General features: G+C 47.3%; 23 protein-coding genes and 1 tRNA gene. 15 read left to right on the top strand and 9 right to left on the bottom strand.

Annotated features, from left to right (window positions below):
- Positions 1-10: 10 nt before the first annotated feature.
- The 4 genes from recF to dnaA form a co-directional block, all read right to left on the bottom strand.
- The gene (gene recF, locus DWZ76_RS02995; RefSeq protein WP_117796771.1) at positions 11-1,120 is read right to left on the bottom strand and encodes a DNA replication/repair protein RecF; all 1,110 of its coding nucleotides are present in this window, start codon (positions 1,118-1,120) and stop codon (positions 11-13) included.
- Between the two features lie 11 nt (positions 1,121-1,131).
- Positions 1,132-1,338 (bottom strand): RNA-binding S4 domain-containing protein, encoded by a 207-nt coding sequence (locus tag DWZ76_RS02990; protein WP_107000960.1) that lies wholly within the window; start codon positions 1,336-1,338, stop codon positions 1,132-1,134.
- Between the two features lie 60 nt (positions 1,339-1,398).
- Positions 1,399-2,517 (bottom strand): DNA polymerase III subunit beta, encoded by a 1,119-nt coding sequence (gene dnaN, locus DWZ76_RS02985; RefSeq protein WP_022358494.1) that lies wholly within the window; start codon positions 2,515-2,517, stop codon positions 1,399-1,401.
- A 285-nt stretch (positions 2,518-2,802) separates the two neighbouring features.
- A complete protein-coding gene (dnaA, locus tag DWZ76_RS02975) occupies positions 2,803-4,173 on the bottom strand; it encodes a chromosomal replication initiator protein DnaA (RefSeq protein WP_022358493.1) in 1,371 nt (456 codons plus the stop codon).
- Between the two features lie 599 nt (positions 4,174-4,772).
- Here dnaA and rpmH point away from each other — a divergent pair.
- From rpmH to DWZ76_RS15390, 9 genes are all read left to right on the top strand, one after another.
- Positions 4,773-4,907: a 50S ribosomal protein L34 gene (gene rpmH / locus DWZ76_RS02970; RefSeq protein WP_087225913.1), complete on the top strand. Its 135-nt coding sequence runs from the start codon at positions 4,773-4,775 to the stop codon at positions 4,905-4,907.
- A 191-nt stretch (positions 4,908-5,098) separates the two neighbouring features.
- The gene (gene rnpA / locus DWZ76_RS02965; RefSeq protein WP_107000958.1) at positions 5,099-5,458 is read left to right on the top strand and encodes a ribonuclease P protein component; all 360 of its coding nucleotides are present in this window, start codon (positions 5,099-5,101) and stop codon (positions 5,456-5,458) included.
- Positions 5,454-5,663 carry a membrane protein insertion efficiency factor YidD gene (gene yidD, locus DWZ76_RS02960; protein WP_347560916.1) on the top strand — a complete coding sequence of 70 codons (210 nt, stop codon included), beginning with the start codon at positions 5,454-5,456 and terminating at the stop codon, positions 5,661-5,663. The genes rnpA and yidD overlap by 5 nt, the downstream gene beginning before the upstream one ends.
- A gap of 19 nt (positions 5,664-5,682) precedes the next feature.
- Entirely contained in the window at positions 5,683-6,936 is a 1,254-nt protein-coding gene (locus DWZ76_RS02955) for a YidC/Oxa1 family membrane protein insertase (protein WP_333489788.1), read from the top strand.
- Between the two features lie 14 nt (positions 6,937-6,950).
- On the top strand, positions 6,951-7,619 hold the full coding sequence (gene jag, locus DWZ76_RS02950) for an RNA-binding cell elongation regulator Jag/EloR (RefSeq protein ID WP_107000956.1): 669 nt from the start codon (positions 6,951-6,953) through the stop codon (positions 7,617-7,619).
- Positions 7,620-7,808: 189 nt separating this feature from the next.
- On the top strand, positions 7,809-9,188 hold the full coding sequence (gene mnmE, locus DWZ76_RS02945) for a tRNA uridine-5-carboxymethylaminomethyl(34) synthesis GTPase MnmE (RefSeq protein ID WP_107000955.1): 1,380 nt from the start codon (positions 7,809-7,811) through the stop codon (positions 9,186-9,188).
- Positions 9,189-9,546: 358 nt separating this feature from the next.
- The gene (gene mnmG / locus DWZ76_RS02940; RefSeq protein WP_118471743.1) at positions 9,547-11,454 is read left to right on the top strand and encodes a tRNA uridine-5-carboxymethylaminomethyl(34) synthesis enzyme MnmG; all 1,908 of its coding nucleotides are present in this window, start codon (positions 9,547-9,549) and stop codon (positions 11,452-11,454) included.
- A 119-nt stretch (positions 11,455-11,573) separates the two neighbouring features.
- Entirely contained in the window at positions 11,574-12,341 is a 768-nt protein-coding gene (gene rsmG, locus DWZ76_RS02935) for a 16S rRNA (guanine(527)-N(7))-methyltransferase RsmG (RefSeq protein ID WP_118471741.1), read from the top strand.
- Positions 12,342-12,435: 94 nt separating this feature from the next.
- Positions 12,436-12,564 carry a hypothetical protein gene (locus DWZ76_RS15390; protein WP_270224374.1) on the top strand — a complete coding sequence of 43 codons (129 nt, stop codon included), beginning with the start codon at positions 12,436-12,438 and terminating at the stop codon, positions 12,562-12,564.
- 459 nt (positions 12,565-13,023) lie between these two features.
- Here the strand turns inward: DWZ76_RS15390 and DWZ76_RS02930 are convergent, their stop codons facing one another.
- Positions 13,024-13,974: an alpha/beta hydrolase gene (locus DWZ76_RS02930; RefSeq protein WP_117796780.1), complete on the bottom strand. Its 951-nt coding sequence runs from the start codon at positions 13,972-13,974 to the stop codon at positions 13,024-13,026.
- A 458-nt stretch (positions 13,975-14,432) separates the two neighbouring features.
- On the opposite strand from DWZ76_RS02930, the gene DWZ76_RS02925 reads away from it, so the two are divergent.
- From DWZ76_RS02925 to DWZ76_RS02900, 6 genes are all read left to right on the top strand, one after another.
- A complete protein-coding gene (locus tag DWZ76_RS02925; RefSeq protein WP_243017758.1) occupies positions 14,433-14,972 on the top strand; it encodes an HD domain-containing protein in 540 nt (179 codons plus the stop codon).
- A gap of 158 nt (positions 14,973-15,130) precedes the next feature.
- The gene (locus DWZ76_RS02920) at positions 15,131-15,901 is read left to right on the top strand and encodes an AAA family ATPase (RefSeq protein ID WP_107000951.1); all 771 of its coding nucleotides are present in this window, start codon (positions 15,131-15,133) and stop codon (positions 15,899-15,901) included.
- Positions 15,902-15,977: 76 nt separating this feature from the next.
- Positions 15,978-17,153 carry a ParB/RepB/Spo0J family partition protein gene (locus DWZ76_RS02915; protein WP_227589454.1) on the top strand — a complete coding sequence of 392 codons (1,176 nt, stop codon included), beginning with the start codon at positions 15,978-15,980 and terminating at the stop codon, positions 17,151-17,153.
- A 51-nt stretch (positions 17,154-17,204) separates the two neighbouring features.
- Positions 17,205-17,708, top strand: a complete 504-nt coding sequence (locus DWZ76_RS02910) for a DUF4446 family protein (RefSeq protein WP_107000950.1) — start codon at positions 17,205-17,207, stop codon at positions 17,706-17,708.
- 74 nt (positions 17,709-17,782) lie between these two features.
- On the top strand, positions 17,783-18,661 hold the full coding sequence (locus DWZ76_RS02905) for a DUF3881 family protein (RefSeq protein ID WP_118471739.1): 879 nt from the start codon (positions 17,783-17,785) through the stop codon (positions 18,659-18,661).
- A gap of 486 nt (positions 18,662-19,147) precedes the next feature.
- A tRNA-Arg gene (locus DWZ76_RS02900) sits at positions 19,148-19,224 on the top strand.
- Between the two features lie 348 nt (positions 19,225-19,572).
- On the opposite strand, the gene DWZ76_RS02895 is transcribed toward DWZ76_RS02900, so the two are convergent.
- The 4 genes from DWZ76_RS02895 to DWZ76_RS02880 form a co-directional block, all read right to left on the bottom strand.
- A complete protein-coding gene (locus DWZ76_RS02895) occupies positions 19,573-20,964 on the bottom strand; it encodes a tyrosine-type recombinase/integrase (protein WP_007862346.1) in 1,392 nt (463 codons plus the stop codon).
- Positions 20,942-21,379, bottom strand: a complete 438-nt coding sequence (locus DWZ76_RS02890; RefSeq protein WP_117440306.1) for a helix-turn-helix domain-containing protein — start codon at positions 21,377-21,379, stop codon at positions 20,942-20,944. Before DWZ76_RS02890 ends, DWZ76_RS02895 begins: the two co-directional genes overlap by 23 nt.
- A gap of 104 nt (positions 21,380-21,483) precedes the next feature.
- Positions 21,484-21,711, bottom strand: a complete 228-nt coding sequence (locus DWZ76_RS02885; protein ID WP_002569114.1) for a helix-turn-helix domain-containing protein — start codon at positions 21,709-21,711, stop codon at positions 21,484-21,486.
- A 30-nt stretch (positions 21,712-21,741) separates the two neighbouring features.
- Positions 21,742-22,122 (bottom strand): type II toxin-antitoxin system PemK/MazF family toxin, encoded by a 381-nt coding sequence (locus tag DWZ76_RS02880; RefSeq protein WP_002569115.1) that lies wholly within the window; start codon positions 22,120-22,122, stop codon positions 21,742-21,744.
- Positions 22,123-22,539 lie beyond the last annotated feature (417 nt).

Here is a 22,539-nt window from a genome sequence, read left to right as displayed (position 1 = left end):
ACTTGCTGTTTTATGTCTGACTAGTTGTCTTGTTTGGACGTTCACAGGTGACCGTCCCGCTCACGACCCGAAAGGTCTTATCTATCTGGAAGCTGTGGCTGATAAAATCATCCAAGCCCGTACAGGTAATGATCGTCTGTATGTGGCGGATGCTGGCGAGCAGATGATCCTGCCGTTTTCCATCTAACTCCGACAAAACATCGTCGAGAAGCAGGATCGGATACTCCTTTTTGATCTTTTTAACCAGCTCAATCTCCGCCAGTTTGAGCGATAATGCCGCCGTTCTCTGCTGTCCCTGTGAACCGAAGCGCCGGATGTCAATTCCGTTGACATAGAAACTTAAGTCATCCCGGTGTGGTCCGACCAGCGTCGTCTTCTGCTTCCGGTCCGCCTCGCGGCTCTTTTTGACTGCCGCTTCCAACTGATCCGCCTCCGTGTTCGGCTCATACTGGATGACGAGTTCTTCCTTTCCACCCGACAATTTCTGATGGATCGGACGGATCAATTCGTTTAATTCACCGATAAATTCCCGCCGGTACTGGCTCACCTCCCGCCCATAGGAAGCAAGCTGCATATCCCATATATCCAGCATCTCCTCGTACTCGGGATGGAAAAACAGCTCCTTTAAGAGCTTATTTCTCTGTATCACCACCCGGTTGTACTGCACCAGCGAATGGACGTAGAGCCGGTTTAACTGGCATAATTCCAGATCAATAAAACGGCGCCGATCCGCCGGTCCGTTCTTAATGAGATTCAGATCTTCCGGCGAAAAAAACACCACGTTAACAATGCCGAAAAGCTCGCTCGCCCGCCGGATCGGAATCCCGTTGACCGCCACGCCCTTCGTCTTATTTTTCTTTAGATGCATGTCAATCCGGTACGGCACATCGTCCTTGCGAAGCTGCATCTTGATGTGGGACTCGTCCTCTCCGAATTCGATGATCTCCCTGTCCTTGCTGCCGCGGTGGGACTTGGTCGTCGCACACACGTAGACCGCTTCAAGGATATTGGTTTTACCCTGCGCGTTGTCCCCGTAGAGAACATTCGTCCCCGGATCAAAATCCATATGTAATTCCCCGTAATTGCGGTAATTTTTGAGTTCGATCGATTCGATAAACATGAAACCATCCTTTATTTGGTGATTGTTACGGTCTCTCCGTCATACTCGACTTTGTCCCCGTCGTAAAGCTTCTTGCCGCGCTGCATTTCCACCGCGCCATTGACCTTCACAAGCCCGTCCTGAATCGCAAATTTAGCATCCACGCCGGACTCTACCAGACCAGCTGCCTTAAGCGCCTGACCCAGTTTTATAAATTCATCTCTCAGTTTTATCTCCATCTTATTTCAGATCCTTTCTGTCACTGTCTGCCTGCACCTGCCATGTCTAAAAATGGCAGGTTAGATCGCTGCCGCATTGAAATTGACCGGCAGGATCAGATAGATGTAAGTCTCCTCCTCGTCCCGGATAAAGCACGGGGATTTCGGATTCATCATGTACAGAGTCACTTCCTCATCATCGATGATTCGCAGCGCATCACCCAAAAACTTCGGGTTGAAGCCGATCATCAGGTCTTTTCCAAACTTGGTAATCGCCAGACGGGCATCCATCGTACCGAAGGCGGAATGCATCTTTAACTCCATTTCTTCATCGGTAAAGTTTAAGATCAAAGGTTTCTTATCATTTTCACGGACGAGAATGCTCGCACGGTCGATCGCATCCATGAAATCGCGGCGGTTCAAGGTAACTTTCGTCTCATAATCGGAGGAAAGCATCTGATTGATCCGGAAATACTCGCCCTCAATCAGGCGGGATAACACGATCGTGTCGTCAAATTCAAACATGATGTGGTTGGTGCTGAAGAAAATCTGTACCTCAGAGTCGTTGTCACCGTTTAAGATCTTGCTGATCTCACCTAAAGTCTTGCCAGGAACGATGACTTTTATATCACTGTACTGTTCTTTTAATGCAACTTTGCGGATCGACATGCGGTGTCCGTCGAGGGAAACGAGCTTAAGTTCATTGCCGGTGACCTCCATCAGCTCACCGGTCATCATCTTGTTGCTGTCGTTCGGCGAGATCGAGAAGATCGTCTGGCGAATGATCTCTTTTAAGGTAAACTGGGAAAGTGTGATGAATTTATCCCGCTCAATGTGGGGAATATAGGAAAATTCATCGCCGTCCTTGCCCTGAATCTGGAAAATAGCCTTGTCACAGGTGATCGTCGTGTTGTATTTTTCATCCGATTCGATCGTGATCGTAGAATTTTCGCCGGAGAGCTTGCGGATAATATCGGAAAAAAGCTTGGCATCAAGAGCGATTTTTCCACGTTCCAGGATCGTTCCTTCGACCTTCGTCTCAATTCCCAGCTCCATATCGTTGCCGGTCAGTTTGATCTCATCCGAAACAGCATCGATCAGGATGCATTCGAGAATCGGCATGGTGGTTTTGGAAGGAACGGCCTTTAGAACAATGTTGATGCCGTTCATTAAATGATCTTTTTCAAATGAAAGCTTCATGTTTGTTGATAACTCCTTTGCTAAAAATAACGTGGAACGGAAAGAAAAGATATATATAAATTTCGTCGCAATCGTAGTAGGGGCTGTGAATATGTGGAATTCTCCGGACAGTCTTGAAAATACAGGGGTTCAGACTCCTTTTGAATGGTTAAAAAGGCTGTGTAAAACTGTCCGGAACCGGCTGGATAACTTTTGAATTATCCACAGCCCTGAAATGGAGCAAAATGTGGGAAAAGTTATCCACAGGTTTTCAACCACTTTTCCACGCGAAATTGTGGAAGAAACCTACTGTGGGCTGATCTTTTTCATTAAGATTTCCACGGTATTGCGAAGCGATTCGTTTTTCTCCATATCGGCAGCGATCTTGTCGTGACCGTGGATGATCGTCGTGTGATCCCGACCGCCTAAATATTTGCCGATATTCTGCAGGGAAGTTCCGAGCATCGAACGGCAGATATACATCACGATCTGGCGCGGGAATACGATCTCCTTGTTGCGCTTCTGGGAGGAAATGTCAAGCGGAGTGATACCGAAATGATCGGCAACGACCTGGATGATCAGCTCCGGGGTCACTTCCTTCTCCGCGTTCGGGGAAATGAGATCCTTGAGCGCTTCCTCCGCCAGCTCCGTCGTGATCTCCTTGTTATTTAACTTGGAAAGGGCGACGATCTTGGTGAGGGCGCCCTCGAGCTCACGGATGTTGGACTTGACGTTGGTGGCGATGTACTTGATCACTTCATTATCTATATTGTAGCCCTCGAGTTCCTCTTTTTTGCGGAGGATCGCCATACGGGTTTCATAATCCGGCGACTGGATATCGACGGTCAAGCCCCATTCGAAACGGGAACGAAGCCGTTCTTCCAGCGTCTCGATCTCTTTCGGCGGCTTATCTGAGGAGATAATGATCTGTTTTTTCGCTTCATAGAGTGCGTTGAAGGTATGGAAAAATTCTTCCTGTGTCGATTCCTTACCGATAATAAACTGGATATCATCGATGAGGAGGACGTCGTTGTTTCTGTATTTTTCACGGAACTCCGTGGTGGAAATATTGTTTTTGTTCCGGATCGCATCGATCAGTTCGTTCGTAAACTTCTCACTTGTAACGTAGAGAACCTTCGCTTTTGGATTGTTTTTTAAGATAAAATGTCCGATCGAGTGCATAAGATGCGTTTTTCCCAGACCTACACCCCCGTAAATGAAGAGAGGGTTGTAGATCTCACCCGGAGATTCTGCCACGGCGAGGGAAGCGGCGTGCGCTAAGTTATTGTTTGCGCCGACGACGAAGGTGTCGAATGTGTAGCGCGGATTTAAGTTCGCATCCTGGATGAGCTGGCGGCTGACTTCGGACGGGCGGTTGATCAGATGGCTTTTGTCCGTCTCTTTTTGCGGCTCATCGACCTGTTCGATGGTGACAAAATCGACCTCACACTCGATTCCGGTTAGTTCTTCGATGGTAATCTGGATCAAAAGTCCGTATTTTTTTTTGATATAGCCGAGAAACTGCACATCCGGAACCAGGATCTGAAGGGTGCCGTCTTTCATGGAATAAGGCTGCGTCGGAAGCAGCCATGTTTTGAAAGAAACGTCCGTCAGTTCGTGTTCTTCTTTAATATGGAGGAGAATTTCATCCCATTTTTCCTTAATTTTCTCTATCATACTGTGTCTCCTAAACGTAAAAAGCAGCCAAAACTGCAAAATAACCCAATCTAAGTTCTATTCTACATGATTTGTCCACATTTTTCAATAAAAACCCGCAATGTGAATAAGTGAAATTCAGTTATCCACGTGGAAAAAACGCCGAAAAATAAGGCTTTTTGGTGAATGGGTGTGAACAATCAGAAGCTTATCCAGATCGTATTCCACGGCTTTTCCACAAGTTATCCCCAAAATGTGGATAAGTGGAGGATAAGCTGTGAATAGGTGGCTGGAATGCTGATAAAATAAGGATTTTTTTATCCACAAAATGGAAATGTCCCGGTGTGTATACTGTATATAATAAGGTGCCTCGACAGCAATCGACGATCGATCTGTGGGGACGCAGGATCGAAATGGTGGAAAAACCACAGAAATTCCTTGTTCTATGGGGATTAAAAAGATCAAAATAGTGGTTGACGAATGCGGAATTCTTCTATATAATGGAGAAGATGTTTAATTACAATAGTCTAACTATGTTGAGAAGAATACGGATTTCGGCGTGAGCCGGAGGAAGCGTGGATTTCTCTTACTATATTATGGATGAGGAGGTGTATGCAGACATGAAGATGACATTTCAGCCGAAGAAAAGACAGAGAGCAAAAGTTCATGGATTCCGTGCGAGAATGAGCAGCGCAGGTGGAAGAAAAGTTCTGGCTGCCAGAAGAGCAAAAGGTAGAGCAAAATTATCTGCTTAATGAACGAGGCCGCAATCGAGTTATAGATTGTGGCCTTTCTTAATATTCATAGAAAAAGTTCTATGAAATTAAGAAAAGCTCTGCGATGCACACTCGGTGCAGGGGAAAATGATTGCTAATGCAATCGCACCTCGGTGCGTGAATCCGGCGAGCCGGATTCTATTTTATATTATTTATCATTGGTGATTTTAATGAAGCGTTTTAATTCAATTAAGAAGAACAGCGAATTTCAAAAGGTTTACAAGACAGGGAAATCCTATGCCAATAAGCTTCTGGTTATGTACGTGAAGCGGGTGGATGACGGGAAGGAGCCTCGGATCGGTATCTCCGTCAGCAAAAAGGTTGGAAACAGCGTGGTCCGCCATCATGTGACAAGGTTGGTACGGGAGAGCTATCGGTTAAATAAGGACAGAGTCAGACTCGGATTAGACATCGTAGTCGTTGCCAGACCGGCAGCGAAAGAAGCAGACTTCAAAAAAATTGAGAGTGCATACCTGCACTTATGCGGACTGCATAACATTCTGGAGAATCGAAGTGAGAATATTGATTAAGAAGATCTTGATAAAGATGATTCGGGAATATCAGCTCTATATTTCCCCTATGACAGGACCTCACTGCAAGTACACGCCGACGTGCTCGGAGTACGCCATCCAGGCACTTAAAAAGTACGGCGCTGTAAAAGGTATGATTTTGGCATGTAAGCGGATTCTTCGCTGTAATCCATTTGCAGAAGGCGGTTATGATCCAGTTCCGTAAAGGATGAGGAGGTAGTTCATTGGACGTTAGCGTTTTAGTTGCGACAAAGGCAGGTTCGATCATGGGACCGATCGCCAGCGTGTTTGGTTATATCATGGACTTTTTATTCCGGATTACCAGCAGCATGGGGATCATGAATATCGGTCTGTGTATCATCCTGTTTACCATTATCACAAAGTTACTGTTATTTCCTCTGACGATCAAACAGCAGGAATCGTCAAAACTTATGTCGCTTATGAACCCTGAAATCAAGGCGGTTCAGAATAGGTATAAGGGAAAAACCGATCAGGCATCGATGGCTAAACAACAGGTCGAGATGCAGGCAGTCTATGAGAAATATGGCTCGAATCCGATGGCAGGATGTCTGCCGATGGCGATTCAGCTTCCGATTATCTTCGCTTTGTACCGGGTTATCTACAACATTCCGGCATACGTACCGTCAGTACGTGTCTTTTTTGACAACGTAGCGAACCCGCTGATGGAGCAGCCGGATTACGTCAACAAGATTTCCGAGCTGGCAAGCGGTGTCGGCATGGCGGTGGACAAGGTAGACTACACCGTGGCAAACAAAGTCGTAGATATGTTATATAAGTTGACACCGGCTGGATGGGATACGCTGGAAAGTTTATTCCCGCAGATCTCTTCGACGATCGCAGAAAATGCGGGCAAGATTGAGCAGATGAACTATTTCTTCGGCATCAATCTGGCAACTCCGCCGTTTACCGGTTTTAACCACATCACGATCGCATGGATCATCCCGATCCTCGCAGGTCTGACCCAGTGGCTCTCCACCAAGCTGATTTCCAATTTACAGCAGGTGGATCAGGACGCGCCGGGCGCGAGCATGATGAACAGCATGATGATCACGATGCCGCTGATGTCCGTATTCTTCTGTTTCTCCCTGCCGTCCGCGATCGGTATCTACTGGGTCGTTCAGGGTGCATTCCAGCTCGTTCAGCAGCTGATCGTAAATGCACATATGAACAAGATCGATGTCGATGATCTGATCCGCCGCAACGTGGAGAAGATGAACAAGAAGAGAGCGAGAAAAGGTCTGCCGCCGGCCAATGTCAGCGAGAAGGCAAGCGTGAATTTAAAGGCGCTTCAGGCACGCGAGGATGCGGAAAGCAAGGCGAAAGAGGACAAGATCTCCCGCAATAAAAAGCAGATGGAGGCGTCTGAAGCATTTTACAATTCCGATCCGAAGCCGGGCAGTCTGGCTTCCAAGGCCAAGATGGTGCAGAAGTACAACGATAAGCACGCGAAAAAATAGAAGGAGGGCGCAGGATGGATATGATTACGGTTACCGCTAAGACAGTCGATGAGGCAGTAACAAAGGCACTGATTGAACTGGAAACCACCAGTGATAAATTAGAGTACGAAGTGGTCGAAAAAGGAAGCGCCGGATTTCTGGGGATCGGCGCGAAACCGGCGATCATCCGTGCTAAGAAAAAAGAGACGCTCGAGGATCGTGCGATCGACTTTTTAAGCCAGGTATTTGATGCGATGAACTTAGATGTGAAGATCGCAGCGGCTTTCAATGAGGAAGAGTGCGAGATGAACATTGACCTCTCCGGCGAGGACATGGGTATTTTGATCGGTAAGAGAGGTCAGACCCTGGATTCTCTCCAGTATCTGGTCAGCCTGGTTGTCAACAAGAAGAGCGAGAATTACGTCCGCGTGAAGCTCGATACCGAGAATTACCGCGAGAGACGGAAAGAGACGCTTGAGACACTGGCAAAGAACATTGCTTACAAGGTAAAGAGAACGAAACGTTCCGTATCTTTGGAGCCGATGAACCCGTATGAGAGACGGATCATTCATGCAGCGCTGCAGAATGACAAGTATGTCACCACCCGCAGCGAGGGCGAGGATCCGTTCCGGCATGTGATTATTTCGCTGAAGCGTGAGGGCAGACGCGAGAGAAGTGACGGGTATGGGAGATATGAGAAGTAAATAAGTATGACGAAGAAGGTCTGGAGGTATCTAGACCTTCTTTTTTGTGGGGGATCGAGCGCGAGAGGTTTATCGTGAAAACATAAAAAAAGAAATAAATATTAGACTAGATTTGTAAATAAAGATGGGAAAATGCTTCCATATGGTATAGAATAAGAAGATAAAAAGCAAGGAAGGATTTATATATATATGGTATATACAGATACAATCGCCGCGATCGCGACGGCGCTTTCGAGTTCGGGGATTGGGATTATCCGGATTAGCGGTTCGGACGCTGTGGCGGTGGCGGAGCGGATGTTTGAACCGGCGGTGGCGGGGAAGAGGCTTTCAGAGCAGAAAACGTATACGATTCATTATGGATATATTCGGGATGGAGAGGAACGGATCGATGAAGTGCTGCTTCTTTTGATGCGCGGTCCGCACAGTTATACGGCGGAGGACACGGTAGAGATTGACTGTCACGGAGGCGTGCTGGTGATGAAGCGGATTCTGGAGCTGGCGGTAAAATGTGGGGCGCGGCTGGCGGAACCAGGCGAATTTACGAAGCGGGCGTTTTTAAATGGCAGAATTGATCTTTCGCAGGCGGAAGCCGTGATCGATGTGATCCAGTCGAAAAATGAGTATGCGCTGCAGTCTTCGGTCAGCCAGTTGAGCGGTTCAATGTCGCGGAAAGTGCGGGAACTTCGCGAAAAACTAATCTATGAGATTGCCTTTATTGAGTCCGCACTTGATGATCCGGAGCATATTTCTCTGGACGGATATCCGGAGCGCCTTCGGGAGACGCTGCAGCCGATAGAGATGGAACTGGAGGCGTCGATCGGGACGTTTGACAACGGGCGTATCATGACGGAGGGGATCAAAACCGTGATCTTAGGTAAGCCGAATGCAGGAAAATCGTCCCTGATGAATGTACTGTTGGGAGAGGAGCGCGCGATTGTGACAGAGATCGCCGGTACGACACGCGATACGCTGGAGGAAAATATCCGTCTGCGCGGGCTTAGCTTAAATTTGATCGATACGGCGGGCATCCGGGAAACGGAGGATATCGTTGAAAAGATTGGCGTGGAACGGGCGAGAAAGATTGCGGATGAGGCAGATTTGATCTTGTATGTGGTCGATGGATCAAGGGAGCTGGATGAAAATGACCGTCAGATCCTCGATTTGATCCGGGGACGGAAGGTGATCGTCCTCTTAAATAAGACAGATCTGGAACCGGTTCTCACAGAAGAAGCGCTTCGCGAAGCGTGCGGGCAGGAAGTGATTCCGGTATCGGCGAAGGAACAGCAGGGAATTGATCGATTGGAGGAAAAAATTCAGACGATGTTCTTGCAGGGAAACCTGAATTTCAACGATCAGGTCATGCTGACAAACGTCCGTCACAAGACGGCGATGGAGCAGGCGCTGAAAAGCCTGCGTCTGGTCGAGACAAGCATCGACAATGCGATGCCGGAGGATTTTTTCTCGATTGATCTGATGGATGCCTATGAACATCTTGGAACGATCCTTGGGGAATCACTGGAAGAGGATCTGGTGAATGAGATTTTCAGCCATTTTTGTATGGGGAAATAGATCAATTTTTTTGCAAGGTTTCTTTCCTTGTGGTATGATAGGGTGGATCTGAAAACAAGAAAGAATATAAGGCGTTTGATCGAATTGAAATGTGCAGCTGCAGTAAAATCGGCTGCGAAACATACGGCGCATGAGCCGCAGCGTTTATCTCAGTCGAGAAGACTCCCACCTCTTCAGGTGGTGAGTAATAGCAAATTTGTCTCAGAGGAAGCCTTGTCTCCGACTGAGATAAACGCTCCGCGAGGATGCGCAGTGATGCTGTAAAGAATATGTCAGCTTACGCTGACCAGAATCACGCGCCAAGTCTCACGGACGTTCGACTTGAATAGAACGCAGAGATAGAGAGGAAAGAGGAAACATGCCCTGTTTAACAGAAAATTATGATGTAGCGGTCGTCGGGGCGGGACACGCCGGCTGTGAGGCGGCGCTGGCAAGCGCGAGACTGGGACTCGAGACGATCGTGTTTACCGTCAGCGTGGACAGCATCGCCCTGATGCCGTGCAACCCGAATGTCGGCGGAAGCTCGAAGGGCCACTTGGTGCGCGAGCTGGATGCGCTCGGCGGCGAGATGGGAAAAAATATAGATAAAACCTTTATACAGTCCAAGATGCTCAACCAGTCTAAGGGACCGGCGGTGCATTCGCTCCGCGCGCAGGCGGACAAGCAGGAATATACCCGCCAGATGCGCCGTACCATGGAAAATACCGATCACCTGACGATCCGTCAGGGAGAGGTGGCAGAGCTGATCGTGGAAGAAGGTCAGATCAAAGGACTGAAAACGTACTCCGGCGCGACGTATTACTGCAAGGCGGTGGTGCTGGCAACGGGAACGTACCTGAAAGCGAGATGTATCTATGGCGATGTGAGCAATCCGACCGGACCGAATGGTCTGCAGGCGGCAAACCATCTGACAGACTCCCTGAAAAAGCTGGGAATCGAGATGTTCCGTTTCAAGACGGGCACACCGGCGCGTGTCGATAAGCGCAGCATCGATTTTTCTAAGATGGAAGAGCAGTTCGGCGATGAGAGGATTGTGCCATTTTCTTTTTCCACCGATCCGGAGTCGGTGCAGAAGGAGCAGGTGTCCTGCTGGCTGACCTATACCAATGAGAAAACACATGAGATCATCCGCAACAACCTGGATCGATCGCCCCTCTTTTCGGGCGCGATCGAGGGAACAGGTCCGCGTTACTGTCCATCGATCGAGGATAAGGTGGTAAAATTTCCAGATAAGAACCGTCATCAGGTTTTTGTCGAGCCGGAGGGAATTTATACGAATGAAATGTATCTGGGCGGTATGTCCAGTTCCCTGCCGGAGGATGTGCAGTACGCGATGTACCGTACCGTTCCGGGACTCGAAAATGTAAAAATTGTTCGAAATGCATATGCAATTGAGTACGATTGTATCAATGCACGCCAGTTAAAGGCATCGCTGGAATTTAAGGCGATCCGGGGATTGTTCAGCGGCGGTCAGTTTAACGGAAGCTCCGGTTATGAGGAAGCGGCGGTACAGGGCTTTATGGCGGGTGTCAATGCGGCGCGCGAAGTGCTGGGAAAAGAACCGATCATCCTCGACCGTTCCCAGGCGTATATCGGTGTCTTGATCGACGATCTGGTTACCAAAGAAAACCATGAACCGTACCGGATGATGACGTCGCGTGCGGAATACCGCCTGCTTTTGCGTCAGGACAACGCGGATCTGCGTCTTTCCCCGATCGGGCATGAGATTGGACTGGTCAGTGATGCGATGTATGAGCGTGTTCTCTGGAAAGAAAACATAATCGAGGAAGAGGCAAAGCGTCTGGAGAAGATCAACATTGGCGCTGGAAAAGAAGTGCAGGAATTTTTAGAGCGCCACGGAAGCACCCCGCTCAAGACCGCGGCAACGCTGGCAGAGCTGGTACGCCGTCCGGAGTTAAGCTATGAAGCACTGGCAGAACTGGATCCGAACCGTCCGGAACTTCCGGAAGATGTGATCGAGCAGATCAACATCAACATCAAGTATGACGGCTATATCCGCCGCCAGCTGCAGCAGGTTGCACAGTTCAAGAAGATGGAGAGCCGGAAGCTGGATGAAAACTTCGACTATTCCACGGTCGGAAGCCTGCGCCGTGAGGCAGTACAGAAATTAAATCTCTATAAACCGGCAAATATCGGTCAGGCATCCCGAATCGCGGGCGTGTCACCGGCGGACATTTCGGTGCTGCTGGTACACTTAGAGCAGAGCCGCCATGCGGGACATGGGGAAGAGAAGAAAGAACTGTAAATATAGAAACGAGCGGATTCAGAGACTGCATGGAAACAGGTAAACGCATTGCAGAAACTCAAAATGTAAGATAGATAAGAACCTGAGAAAAAATAGAACATATCATAAAGGATATATTTATGGCAGAAGAAAATAAAGTAGAAAGCGGTGTGGTTCTGCCTCCGGCAGACTTTACCGAGCAGCTTCAGAAAGAAGCGCAGGAGATGGGCGTCACGTTAAATGAACACCAGATCAAGCAGTTCTACGATTACTATGAACTGTTGATTCATTGGAATACGATGGTGAATCTGACAGCGATCACGGAACAGAAGGAAGTTGTGACCAAACATTTTTCGGATAGTCTGGCACTTGTGAAAGCGGTGCCGGATCTGGCAGAGAAAGAGTATACGTTGATCGATGTTGGAACGGGAGCTGGATTTCCGGGTATCCCGTTAAAGATTGCATTTCCAAATTTAAAGGTCACGCTTCTCGATTCTTTAAATAAGCGGATCAACTTTCTGAACGAGGTAATTCAGGCATTGGAACTGGAAAAAATTCAGGCGGTTCACGGACGGGCGGAAGATGCGGCACATGATAATGTTTCACGTGAAACATTTGATTTCTGCGTTTCACGCGCGGTGGCAAATCTGTCCACGCTGTCGGAATACTGCCTGCCATTTGTCAAGGTGGGAGGCTGGTTTGTACCGTACAAATCAGGCAAACTGGAGGAAGAGATGAAGACGGGAAAAGGTGCGATCCGCAAGCTGGGCGGCGAGCTGGAGGATGTGATTTCCTTCCACCTTGCCAATGAGGATGAGCGTAACCTGGTCCGGATTCATAAGACAGAGAGGACGGGAAAGAAGTATCCGAGAAAAGCGGGAACGCCATCGCGGGAGCCGCTGAAATAAAGCAATCAAAAGGTAGAAAGAGAAAGACTGTATATGGAACACGTAGGGTATGCAGTCTTTCTTTTTCATATAGGCGGGGTTTAAACAAAAATGTATGACTGAATATTTGTCCTGGAAGATTGTGTTCCAGAAGCCGTATCAGGCATATGACAGAGGAAATCTGGAGAAACAGGTAGAGGCGATGGCAGAGCTGAAGATAATAGGAAAAATTTATAAAATTTGAGTTTTCGTTACAGAATATAGTTTTTTGTGCGAAAGCCGAGGAGATCGAGTGGGAATAATGTAGAATAAAGAGGAGCATTCCGGGGGTTTTGTTTGTATATAGATAGTGCGGCGGGACCTGGATGAAACATTAGGACCGTTCCTATCAAGAAGAAACAAACAAGGCGCACGGAAGGATGACGCTGTGAATATGAAAGATACTGGAAAATGGTATCTGCATCATGGTATGAGTATGAAAAAGCAATTTTTATGGAGATGTGGGAAAGAGAGAGTAACTGTTCGCGGGTAGGCACTGTTGGAACCGAAAGTGCCGTAAGAAAACGTGGTGGCAGCAGGAATTTGCCGTATTTAAATGCGAAGCCACGGCAAATTCCGTTACTGGGCACGTATGCATGAACAGTAATAAGCTTCGTCCTATGACGAAAAAACGCTCCGCGGTATGCATACGCATTATCCTTTTTTAAGAAAAAAACATATGGATCGCATCCATCACGGCATCCGGCTGTTCTAACTGCGGCAGATGTTTGGTCTTTGGGATGATAGAGGACTCGATTGCGGAATTATAAATCTTGTAATCCTGAATCGTCGCCTCGATCATCGGTTCCTCGGAACCGCCGATGATGAAGATGCTGTTGTCGATCTTCCTGAGAGCATTGGAAATATTGCACTTGGTATAGCGGCATTCAATACTGGAGAAGATCGCTTTCGGACATTCGCCGAGATGTGCGGCTTCGTGGCTGCGGTCGATCTGAACCGGTTTTACGGTATACGGATTGTAAAAATATTTGGTGCGGAATGCCTCTTCGATCATAGAGCGGCTGCACGCAATGTGGTAAATGAGCGTTCCAGCCAGCGGGAGATCCAGAAGAAGCTTATAAAGCTTGGCATTTTTACCCGGAAGCTGACAACAGTCGGTAAGGCTGCTCGGGTTGATGAGCATGATCTGATCAAACAGTTCTGGAGAGTTGCTGCACGCCATGATAGACAGTGCCGCTGAATCACCGGTGGAGAGAATGTTGGTCCGATGTCCGATCTCAGATTTGATAAAATCACAGATCAGCTGGACAAACAGGTAATTTGTGTAGGTCAGGTTCGGCTTCTCGGAACGTCCGCAGCCGAGAAGGTCGAGCGTGTAGACGGTGTAGGAGTGGCTGAGCTGTTCGCGGATGGATTCCCACTCATAGCCGCTCGATGCAAAGTGCAGATCGTGAATCAACAGAAGCGGTTTGCCGGAACCGCATTTTGTATAGTAGATATTTCCCAGCCGCCATTTGTAGCAGAGAGAATTCTCTTCCCGGGTCAGACCGCGGGAGGTGGCAGAAAATTGAATATATTTATTTAAAAGTGCCAGTGAAACTGCGCCGCCGGCGGACAGCATCAGGCAGGTCATGATCTTGTTTTTTGTGTTCATATAGAAAGCTCCTTTTGAATCGAAAAATTAAACTTGAAAATATCTCATCAAGTAATTCTATTATACCATAAATACTAAATTCAGCTATCGCCTTTGGCTTGGCTTCATTAAGTATTTAGGTATGACTCGCACTAGGATCGAAAACACCTCGCTAAGTGCTCATATTATATCATATTTTCCTGTATTCCAGTTCAGCTATTTCCAGCGTTTTTTCACAGAATATCTGTTCACAGATGTGTGCCCAAGTAACGGGATTTTGCCGATGCTTCGCATTTCAAATCGGAAAAATCTGCAACCAGAATTGTAGCGTTCGGAATTTTCAGTTCAGAAAATTTCTACCTGTGAACAGTTATGAACATGCCATTTTATGTAAACAAAATTTCATTGAAAATCGATATTAAATTCATTATAATGTTCACGTATCAAAAAATCAATCGATGGGGAAAGAAATGCGCGATATGATAAAGAAGGAAAATAAGTTATGCTTTCGGCATCGTATGGAACGGAAGACAGAGAAATCTTTTCAGTTGTCGGCGGGCAGGCAGCGGCTGCTGGCGGAAACGATACGCGAACTGAAGCAGGAAGGGCGCTTAGACGAGGAGAAGCTGGCGATGCAGCATGGTACGACATCCATTTACCGCCACAGCCTCAATGTTGCCTACACAAGCCTTTGGATGATGGAACGGTGGCAGATTCGCTTGGAACCAAAATCACTTGTGAGAGGGGCACTGCTGCACGATTATTTTTTGTATGACTGGCATCAGAAGGATTCCTCGCACCGCCTGCACGGCTTCCGTCACCCGAAAACAGCGCTTGGAAATGCACAGAGAGATTACCATTTAAATTGGAAGGAAAAAAATATCATCGCACGTCATATGTTTCCGCTGATACCGGTGCCGCCTCAGTGCCGCGAGGCATGGATTGTGTGTCTGGCAGATAAATGGTGTGCTCTAGGGGAGACGGTGGAGCCGATGTTTCACGTGAAACATTTTAAATGAAATTTTTCTAAAAAAGTAGGAAATGAGTTTTAAGTGTGTTATACTATTAGGCAAGACAAGAACGGGAAAAAGCTGGAAATCGCTGTGCGTATGCCTGCGGGAAGGCTTTTTCCTGTCTTTCATGTGAGATAAAACCGAGGAAATGGAAGGAATACGGTATGGGACGAACGATTGCGATTGCAAATCAGAAGGGCGGCGTAGGTAAAACGACAACGGCGATCAACCTGTCGGCATGCCTGGCAGAGGCGGGACAGAGGGTTCTGACGATCGATTTTGATCCGCAGGGAAATGCAACCACTGGTTTGGGATTGGAAAAAGAACAGATTGAAGATACAGTCTATGAGCTGCTTTTGGGCGATTGCACACTGGAGGACTGTCTGATGCGCGATGTTCAGGAAAATCTGGATGTTCTTCCTTCGGATTCGAATCTGGCAGGAGCTGAGATTGAACTTCTGGATGTGGAAAATAAAGAGTCGGTGTTAAACGGTTATCTGGAGACAATCCGCGATCAGTATGATTTTATTATCATCGACTGCCCGCCGTCGCTGAGTCTTTTGACGATCAATGCGCTGGTAGCGGCAGATACGGTGCTGGTGCCAATCCAGTGCGAATATTATGCGCTGGAAGGACTGAGCCAGGTACTCCGGACGATCGGTTTGGTCCGGAAAAAGATGAATCCGTCGCTGGAGCTGGAGGGCGTGGTATTTACCATGTATGATGCGAGAACGAATCTCTCCCTGCAGGTCGTAGAGAATGTAAAACAGAACTTAAATGAGCGGATTTACAAGACGATCATACCGAGAAATGTGCGACTGGCGGAGGCGCCGAGCCACGGAATGCCGATCAACCTGTACGACAGCCGTTCGACTGGTGCAGAGAGCTACCGTCTGCTGGCAGCAGAGGTGATCAGCCGGGGAGAAGAGCTGTAGGCAGGAAAATAACGGTGAAGTGAAATTCAGAAAGGATGCCTGCCGGGGCGTCGGGAGGTTCGTGAGGAGGAAGGAAATGTCAAAGAGAACGGGGCTTGGCAGAGGACTGGGAGCTTTTTTTGGAAATGATTACGAGAATGCAGAAGCGGGAAAAAGCAGCGCAAAGCCATCGGATGAAGCCGGAAAAAAGACTTCCGTTCGTGAGACGGAACAGGAGATAGAGAAAAAGAGCCTGGAAGAGCTGGATATGGTGCTTCCGGGATCTAAAAAACAGAAAAAATCGGCGTCTGCCGGAAAGACAGCTGCGAAAACAGTGGGAAAAGGAAGCCGCGTGGGAGTTGCAAAGGCATCCGGAAAGACGACGGCAGAAGGAAAAACCCGCACAGCCGGGGAGACGGCGGCAAAATCGAAGACACAGACGGCAAAAGCGGAGCCGGTCGTAAGGATCGTCGAGGTGGAAAAAGAGAAATTTCTAAATATTTCGGAGATTGAGCCAAATGTCAGCCAGCCGCGTAAGATGTTTGATGAAGAACAGCTCGGAGAGCTGGCAGAATCCATCCGCCGTTACGGCGTGCTGCAGCCGCTTCTGGTTCAGAAAAAGGGCGATCGTTATGAGCTGATTGCCGGAGAGCGCCGGTGGAGAGCTGCCAAACTGGCAGGATTTCGGGAAGTTCCGGTGATCGTGCGCGAGTATACGAGACAGCAGACGATGGAGATCGCCCTGATCGAGAATGTACAGCGTGCAGATTTAAATCCGATTGAGGAGGCGAAAGCCTACCAGATGCTGATTCAGGAGTTTGGGCTGCGTCAGGAGGACGTGGCAGAGCGCGTAGCGAAGAACCGTGCGACGATCACGAACAGCATGCGTCTTTTGAAACTGGATGAGAGAGTGCAGGAGATGCTGATTCAGGACCGGCTTACCGGAGGTCATGCGAGAGCGCTTCTTTCGCTGGAAGATGGTGAAAAACAGTACCAGTTGGCGCTTAAAACAGTAGAAAATCATTTGAGCGTCCGCGAGGTCGAGCGTCTGGTGAAAGAGCTTTTGAAGCCGAAAAAGGCGAAAAAGAAAGCAGAGCCGGAACGCGATATGGAGGTCTTTTTCAAGGATGTGGAAGAGAAGCTGAAAGGAGTTATGGGAACGAAGGTTTCGATCAACCGCAAGGATAAGAATAAAGGCAGAATCGAGATCGAATACTATTCATCAGCGGAACTGGAACGTCTGATTGAGCTTTTGGAGTCATTAAGACAGTAATCACACAAAATTCGTCCCAGGGGACGGATGATGGGAAATGAGGAATGAAAGATGGAGAGCAGTATTTTTAGCGGGATTGGCATCGATCCGGGGGTTATCGTGATCGTTCTGGCGATCCTGACACTCATATCATTTATTGCGTCCGTCATCTGTTTTTCGCAGTATAGGAAGTTGTATCGCAGATATGATATGTTTATGCGGGGAAAAGATGCGGAGACGCTCGAAGACACGATCATGGAACTGGTGGATGAGACCGAGTATCTGCGGGCAAAGGACGGAGATACAAAACGCCTGGTGGATTCGGTTGTCTCCAAGGCGCAGGCTGGATACCAGAAAACCGGTATTGTCAAGTACAATGCGTTTAAGGGCATGGGCGGCAATCTGAGTTTTGTCATTGCCATGCTGGATGATAACAACACGGGATTTGTGCTGAATTCTGTTCACAGCCGTGAAGGCTGTTACCTGTATCTGAAGGATGTCGTAGAGGGCAAGACCGAGGTGCTTTTAGGAAGTGAAGAGAAGGAAGCACTGGAGCGTGCGCTTGGGTATAAGTAAAGAAAATAAAGGATAGAAATGAGGCGGCTGTATGTGTTGGCAGCAGCTGCGGATTGTAGTTAGAAGGAGTCAATATGCATCGTTTTTTGCGAGCTGCCGGATTTAGTATGTATCAGAAGAAGAAGGACATCCGTGCCCTGCTTCGCTGTCTGGCGAGAGAGGCGGGAACCTCCAGCTGTCTTCAGCTTGACAGGGAGACCGAATTATATGAGATCAAGACAGAAGTTGCGCCGGGGATCGGCGTGGCGATGTATGGGGAGCTGAATGAGCAGGATGAGATGGAGATAGAGTATTATTATCCCTATATCCTGAACGAGGAGGTAACCTCGCGGGCAGAATGTTCCATTCAGCGTCATACGGAGAAGGAAACCTATGCGGGGCTTCTGGATGAGTATAAGGTAGGGCTTTCGCTGATCTTTTATCTCTTGAATCCGATCGAATACAGGGAGTGTTACCGGAAAGAGCGCGAGCGCTTACAGGTGAATTCGGTTAGCCTGGCAGGATTTGCCAATCGGGGCAAGGTGCTTCTTCCGATCAAAAAGACGGCGCTGCAGATTGAAAAAGCCAAAGTGGCGGCGAAAAACCGGGATGAACTTTTGGAAGCGGCAAAAAATGGCGACGAGGATGCGATGGAGTCCTTAACAATCGAGGATCTGGATCTCTATTCGATGGCATCGCGCCGGGCGACGAGAGAGGATATTTATTCGATCGTCGATACAACTTTTATGCCAAGCGGGATCGAGTGCGATCAGTATTCGATTTTAGGCGAGATCAAAGAGGTTATATGTAAGAAAAACCGGTTTACCGGCGAGGAAATCTATGATCTCAAGGTGGAATGCAACGATCTGTATTTCCGCGTGGGTATCAATAAGATGGACCTGCTTGGAGAACCGCTTCCGGGACGTCGGTTTAAAGGAAAAATATGGATGATGGGAACGGCTCATTTTGCGTAAAGGTCTATAAAAAATCATCGGTTCCAAAAGTGCCTACCCGTGAACAGCTACACAGAAATTGCATACGGAGCATGTGAGAAGAGAAAATAGTTGCGGAACACATGAAAATGAATTATAATAAAATGCAGTATGAAAATACGATATATGTTTCACGTGAAACATATAAATCTCTGTAGCTCAGTAGGATAGAGTGTTCGCCTCCTAAGGTAGAACCATGGCGGAACCCTTTTGAAGAAAAAGGGTAGCGTTTGAGGATCACTTAAGGAAGCGAAATCTGAAAAATCAGAAGAGATAAGAAAGAGATAATTCATCACGAAAGTGATTGAGTTCATAAAGTTGGTCGCCGTGACCGAAAAGGCTGAAAAAGCCCGAAAATACGGCATTTGTTCCCATAGTTAAATGGATATAACAAGCGCCTCCTAAGGTTGTGCTCTACCAGCTGCCTTACGGGGAAAAGTGATCGTTGCCAGTCTCAATTTAATATAAGTCTCTGTAGCTCAGCAGGATAGAGCGTTCGCCTCCTAAGCGAAAGGCCGTGGGTTCGAATCCCGCCAGGGACGCCAGCAAACACGCCGAAAACCTTTGATTTATCAGGGTTTTCGGCTTTTCTTATTTCTGCGGCTTTTGTGGCTTTTTTGCAAAAAACCTTGGTTTGCTAACATTTGCTAACGAGATTTGGCCTTTTGCTAAGAAAGGCGGTAAGTCAGAGGTTCGATTTTTACCAAAGGAACTTGCAAACATTTGTTAGCAGAAATTAGAGGAAGTTGCAAACAAAATCGCGAATTTGCTAACATCGCTCAAAAATGCTTTCAGAACCTTGCTAACAAAAAAAGTGTTTGGTCACTGTGCAAAGTGGTTCAAACGAAGAAAACCTCTCACAAAGTGAGAGGCGTTCTTCTGAGGGAGGGACTTTATAAAGCTTTTGCCAGCTGCTTGAGCAGTGCGGCAGTTTCGGGATTTTTAAGCAGTTCCAGTATCTTCGCTGCATCACTTTCATCACTTTCAGTGACGGCAGTATCCGCAGTTTTAGGCTCTGTATCTTCAACAGGGTCAGGAGTCTTGGATGAGTAAAATGCTTCCTCCAATCGCTGAGCGTTTATGCAGCGATCCTCGTCGATGATGTGAGAGTAGACATCTGCAACCATTTTTACCTGAGCATGACCAGAGTCGCCCTGGACGGATTTCATATCGCCACCATTGAGTTTCAGCTTGTAGGTGATACTGGAGTGACGGAGAGAATGGAATACAACATGAGGCAGTCCGTTTTCTTTGATAAGTTTATTGAAAGCACGGTTAATCACCTGGCTTTCCATCGGACGGCCATTGCTGGAGCAAAAGACCAGGTTATTGTCGATGTATTCATCTCCAAACAGATCCATCAGCTCATCAATTTCTTTTTTTCTCTCTACCAGCATATAGGCAACTGTTTTCGGCAGGTACACGCGGCGAATACTGGTTTTGGTTTTAGGCTCTTTCAGGACCAGAGCAGTATGGGTACTGGCTATGCAAGGTGGAAACTTCTTAATAACACCTTTGTCGCTCAAATCGTCCAATGCACCTCGTGTAACCCGTTGCAGCTCTTTGTTGACGAATATATAAGCTGAACCATTTTCTATGCTCTGTGGTGCAATATCAATGCAGTCCCAGGTAAGGCCCAGCATTTCACCAATGCGTAAAGAGCAGGAGAACGCCAGATTTAAGGCAAGGGAGAGGATAGGATCATCACAGACTTCCATAGCCTTGCTCAGCGTTTCGGCAGTCCATATATCCCGTTCTTTATGTTCTTCTTTGGGAAGTGTCGCATTCAGGACAGGGTTACGGCTGATTAGTTCCCAACGCACCGCCTGATTAAAGGCACTGCGAAGTAGCTTGTGAATTTCTCTTACTGTATGCGGGGTCAGATATTCGCTTGTGGGTTTGCGGTTGTTGACGCTTACCGTTTTCACAGAGAGCAGATCACGGTAATACTTATCCATCATCCTTGGAGTGATGTCGGATAGTAACATATCTCCGATAATAGGAGTTATGTAGTTTCTCGCCAGACCACGGCGGCTTTCATATGTTGACATTGCCCAGGTATTTACACCATAGATGGACATATATTCATCGAGCAGATCGTTCAGGGTCTTTGCCGTAGGAATAAAGAAGGTTCCAGAGTCCTGCTCATACTCAATTTGCTTTTTTCGTTTTTTTGCTTCTGCATTTGTGCTGAAGGTTTCCCAACGCTGTCTGCGTTTTCCGTTTTCATCTGTGTAATCATACACCACAGAATATTTGCTTTTACGCTTCACGATAGATGCCATTTTCATTGCTCCTTTCTGAGATTTTCACATAATGAGTTTGCTTTTGATACCAGGCTTCAAAACTGCTGGTAATGATACGAATTCTTCGATCAATCAAGATCGTCTCAAAATAGCCCCTTTTAACAAGGTCATAAGCTGTGCCAGATTTCAGCCCCAAAAGATCCGCCATTTCCGGAACTGACATCGTAGTATGCCTCCATTTCTCTCCGGGCGGTGTACCATCCACTTTTTTATAGTGGAACTGGCCGGCATACCAATCTTCAAAGCTATCCAGCATAACTCTCATTCGTCCGGCCACTTGAATTGTTTTGAAATAGTTCTTTTTAACCAACCAGTAGGATTCTACTTTACCAAGCCCAAGCATTTTGCCCATCTCTGGTACAGACATACTGGTCTTTACTCTTTGTTTTTGCATGGCTTTTGCCTCCTCTATAAAGTTTTTCTTGCTATGGCCTCATTGTAAGAGAAAGCAGAAAAAAAGTTAAGGATGTCGATTTGGAGAGCGGCATCCTTGACAAATCATTCATCTGCGTGATCCAGCCAGTCATCAAAGCTCTTTTTGGAAATGCGGATATGACCGCCGACTCTGACGCTGTGGAATACACCCTGTTTTACCAGATTATATGCTGTGGGACGACTGATACCCAGAATGTCCTGAATCTCATCGACCGTATAGGTTCTTTTGTCATAGCTGACAGGATTTTGTTCATTAAAGCGGTTCAATTCCGCAATTCTTGCTTCAAACATAAAAACGCCTCCTTTATCCGGTAAGTGGCCTTACGGAGCCTCCATTTCCTCCGGAATATGAATATCTAAACTAACTTGCAGAGCATCATCAATCGCTCTCATTTCTTCGCGAGATACGCGCCCAATGTACGATAAAACACGCCTTTTATCAATCGTTTTAATTTGCTCCAGCAGAACAACAGATTTCAGTCCAAGCTCTGGAACGCTCTCCAGTGCATAGTGTGTGGGCAGCTCCTTTTTCTTAATCCATTTACTGGTGAGTGGAGCTACGATCAAAGTGGGGCAGAAAAAATTCCCCACATTGTTTTGAAGAACCAGGACAGGACGGGTGCCGCCTTGCTCTGATCCAAAATAAGGGTTCAAATTGGCATAATATAAATCCCCACGCTTATAAATCCAATCTTCTTTCATGTTCATCCTCCTATGTTTTGAGATTTGATTATGTAAGAAGGAGGCTCTGCAAATTACAGAGTCTCCTTCAATTTAGCGCCTGTTTTATCCCTTACTTGTCCACGACACCCCAGGGATTTGGGTAATCATTAAGCCGCAGGTGGCTGGCCTGCTTCTCAGGAGTTTCACCTCCACTTCGTTTGGTCTTACCCATGGCCTGCGACGGTTATTATCACGCTCGGACTATGGCTGTAAGAGAGCTTTCCTCCTTGTTATGCCATGACCGGATGCCATCCGATGTATTCCAGCCTGATATATTTCTGATAAACCGAAAACTCATCTATACAGCAAAAATGGGTTGGCCTGTTATGCGAGTGGCAGCTCTCAGAAAATATACCGCTGATGTAGCGGCTATTACGCCCAAAGAGGATCAAACTT

Origin of the sequence: Clostridium sp. AF35-15 (assembly GCF_003477745.1) — a bacterium.
Classification (GTDB): domain Bacteria; phylum Bacillota; class Clostridia; order Lachnospirales; family Lachnospiraceae; genus Otoolea; species Otoolea fessa.
The sequence above is the reverse complement of the archived record's forward strand: the minus strand, read 5'-3'. Positions and strand labels throughout refer to the sequence as shown.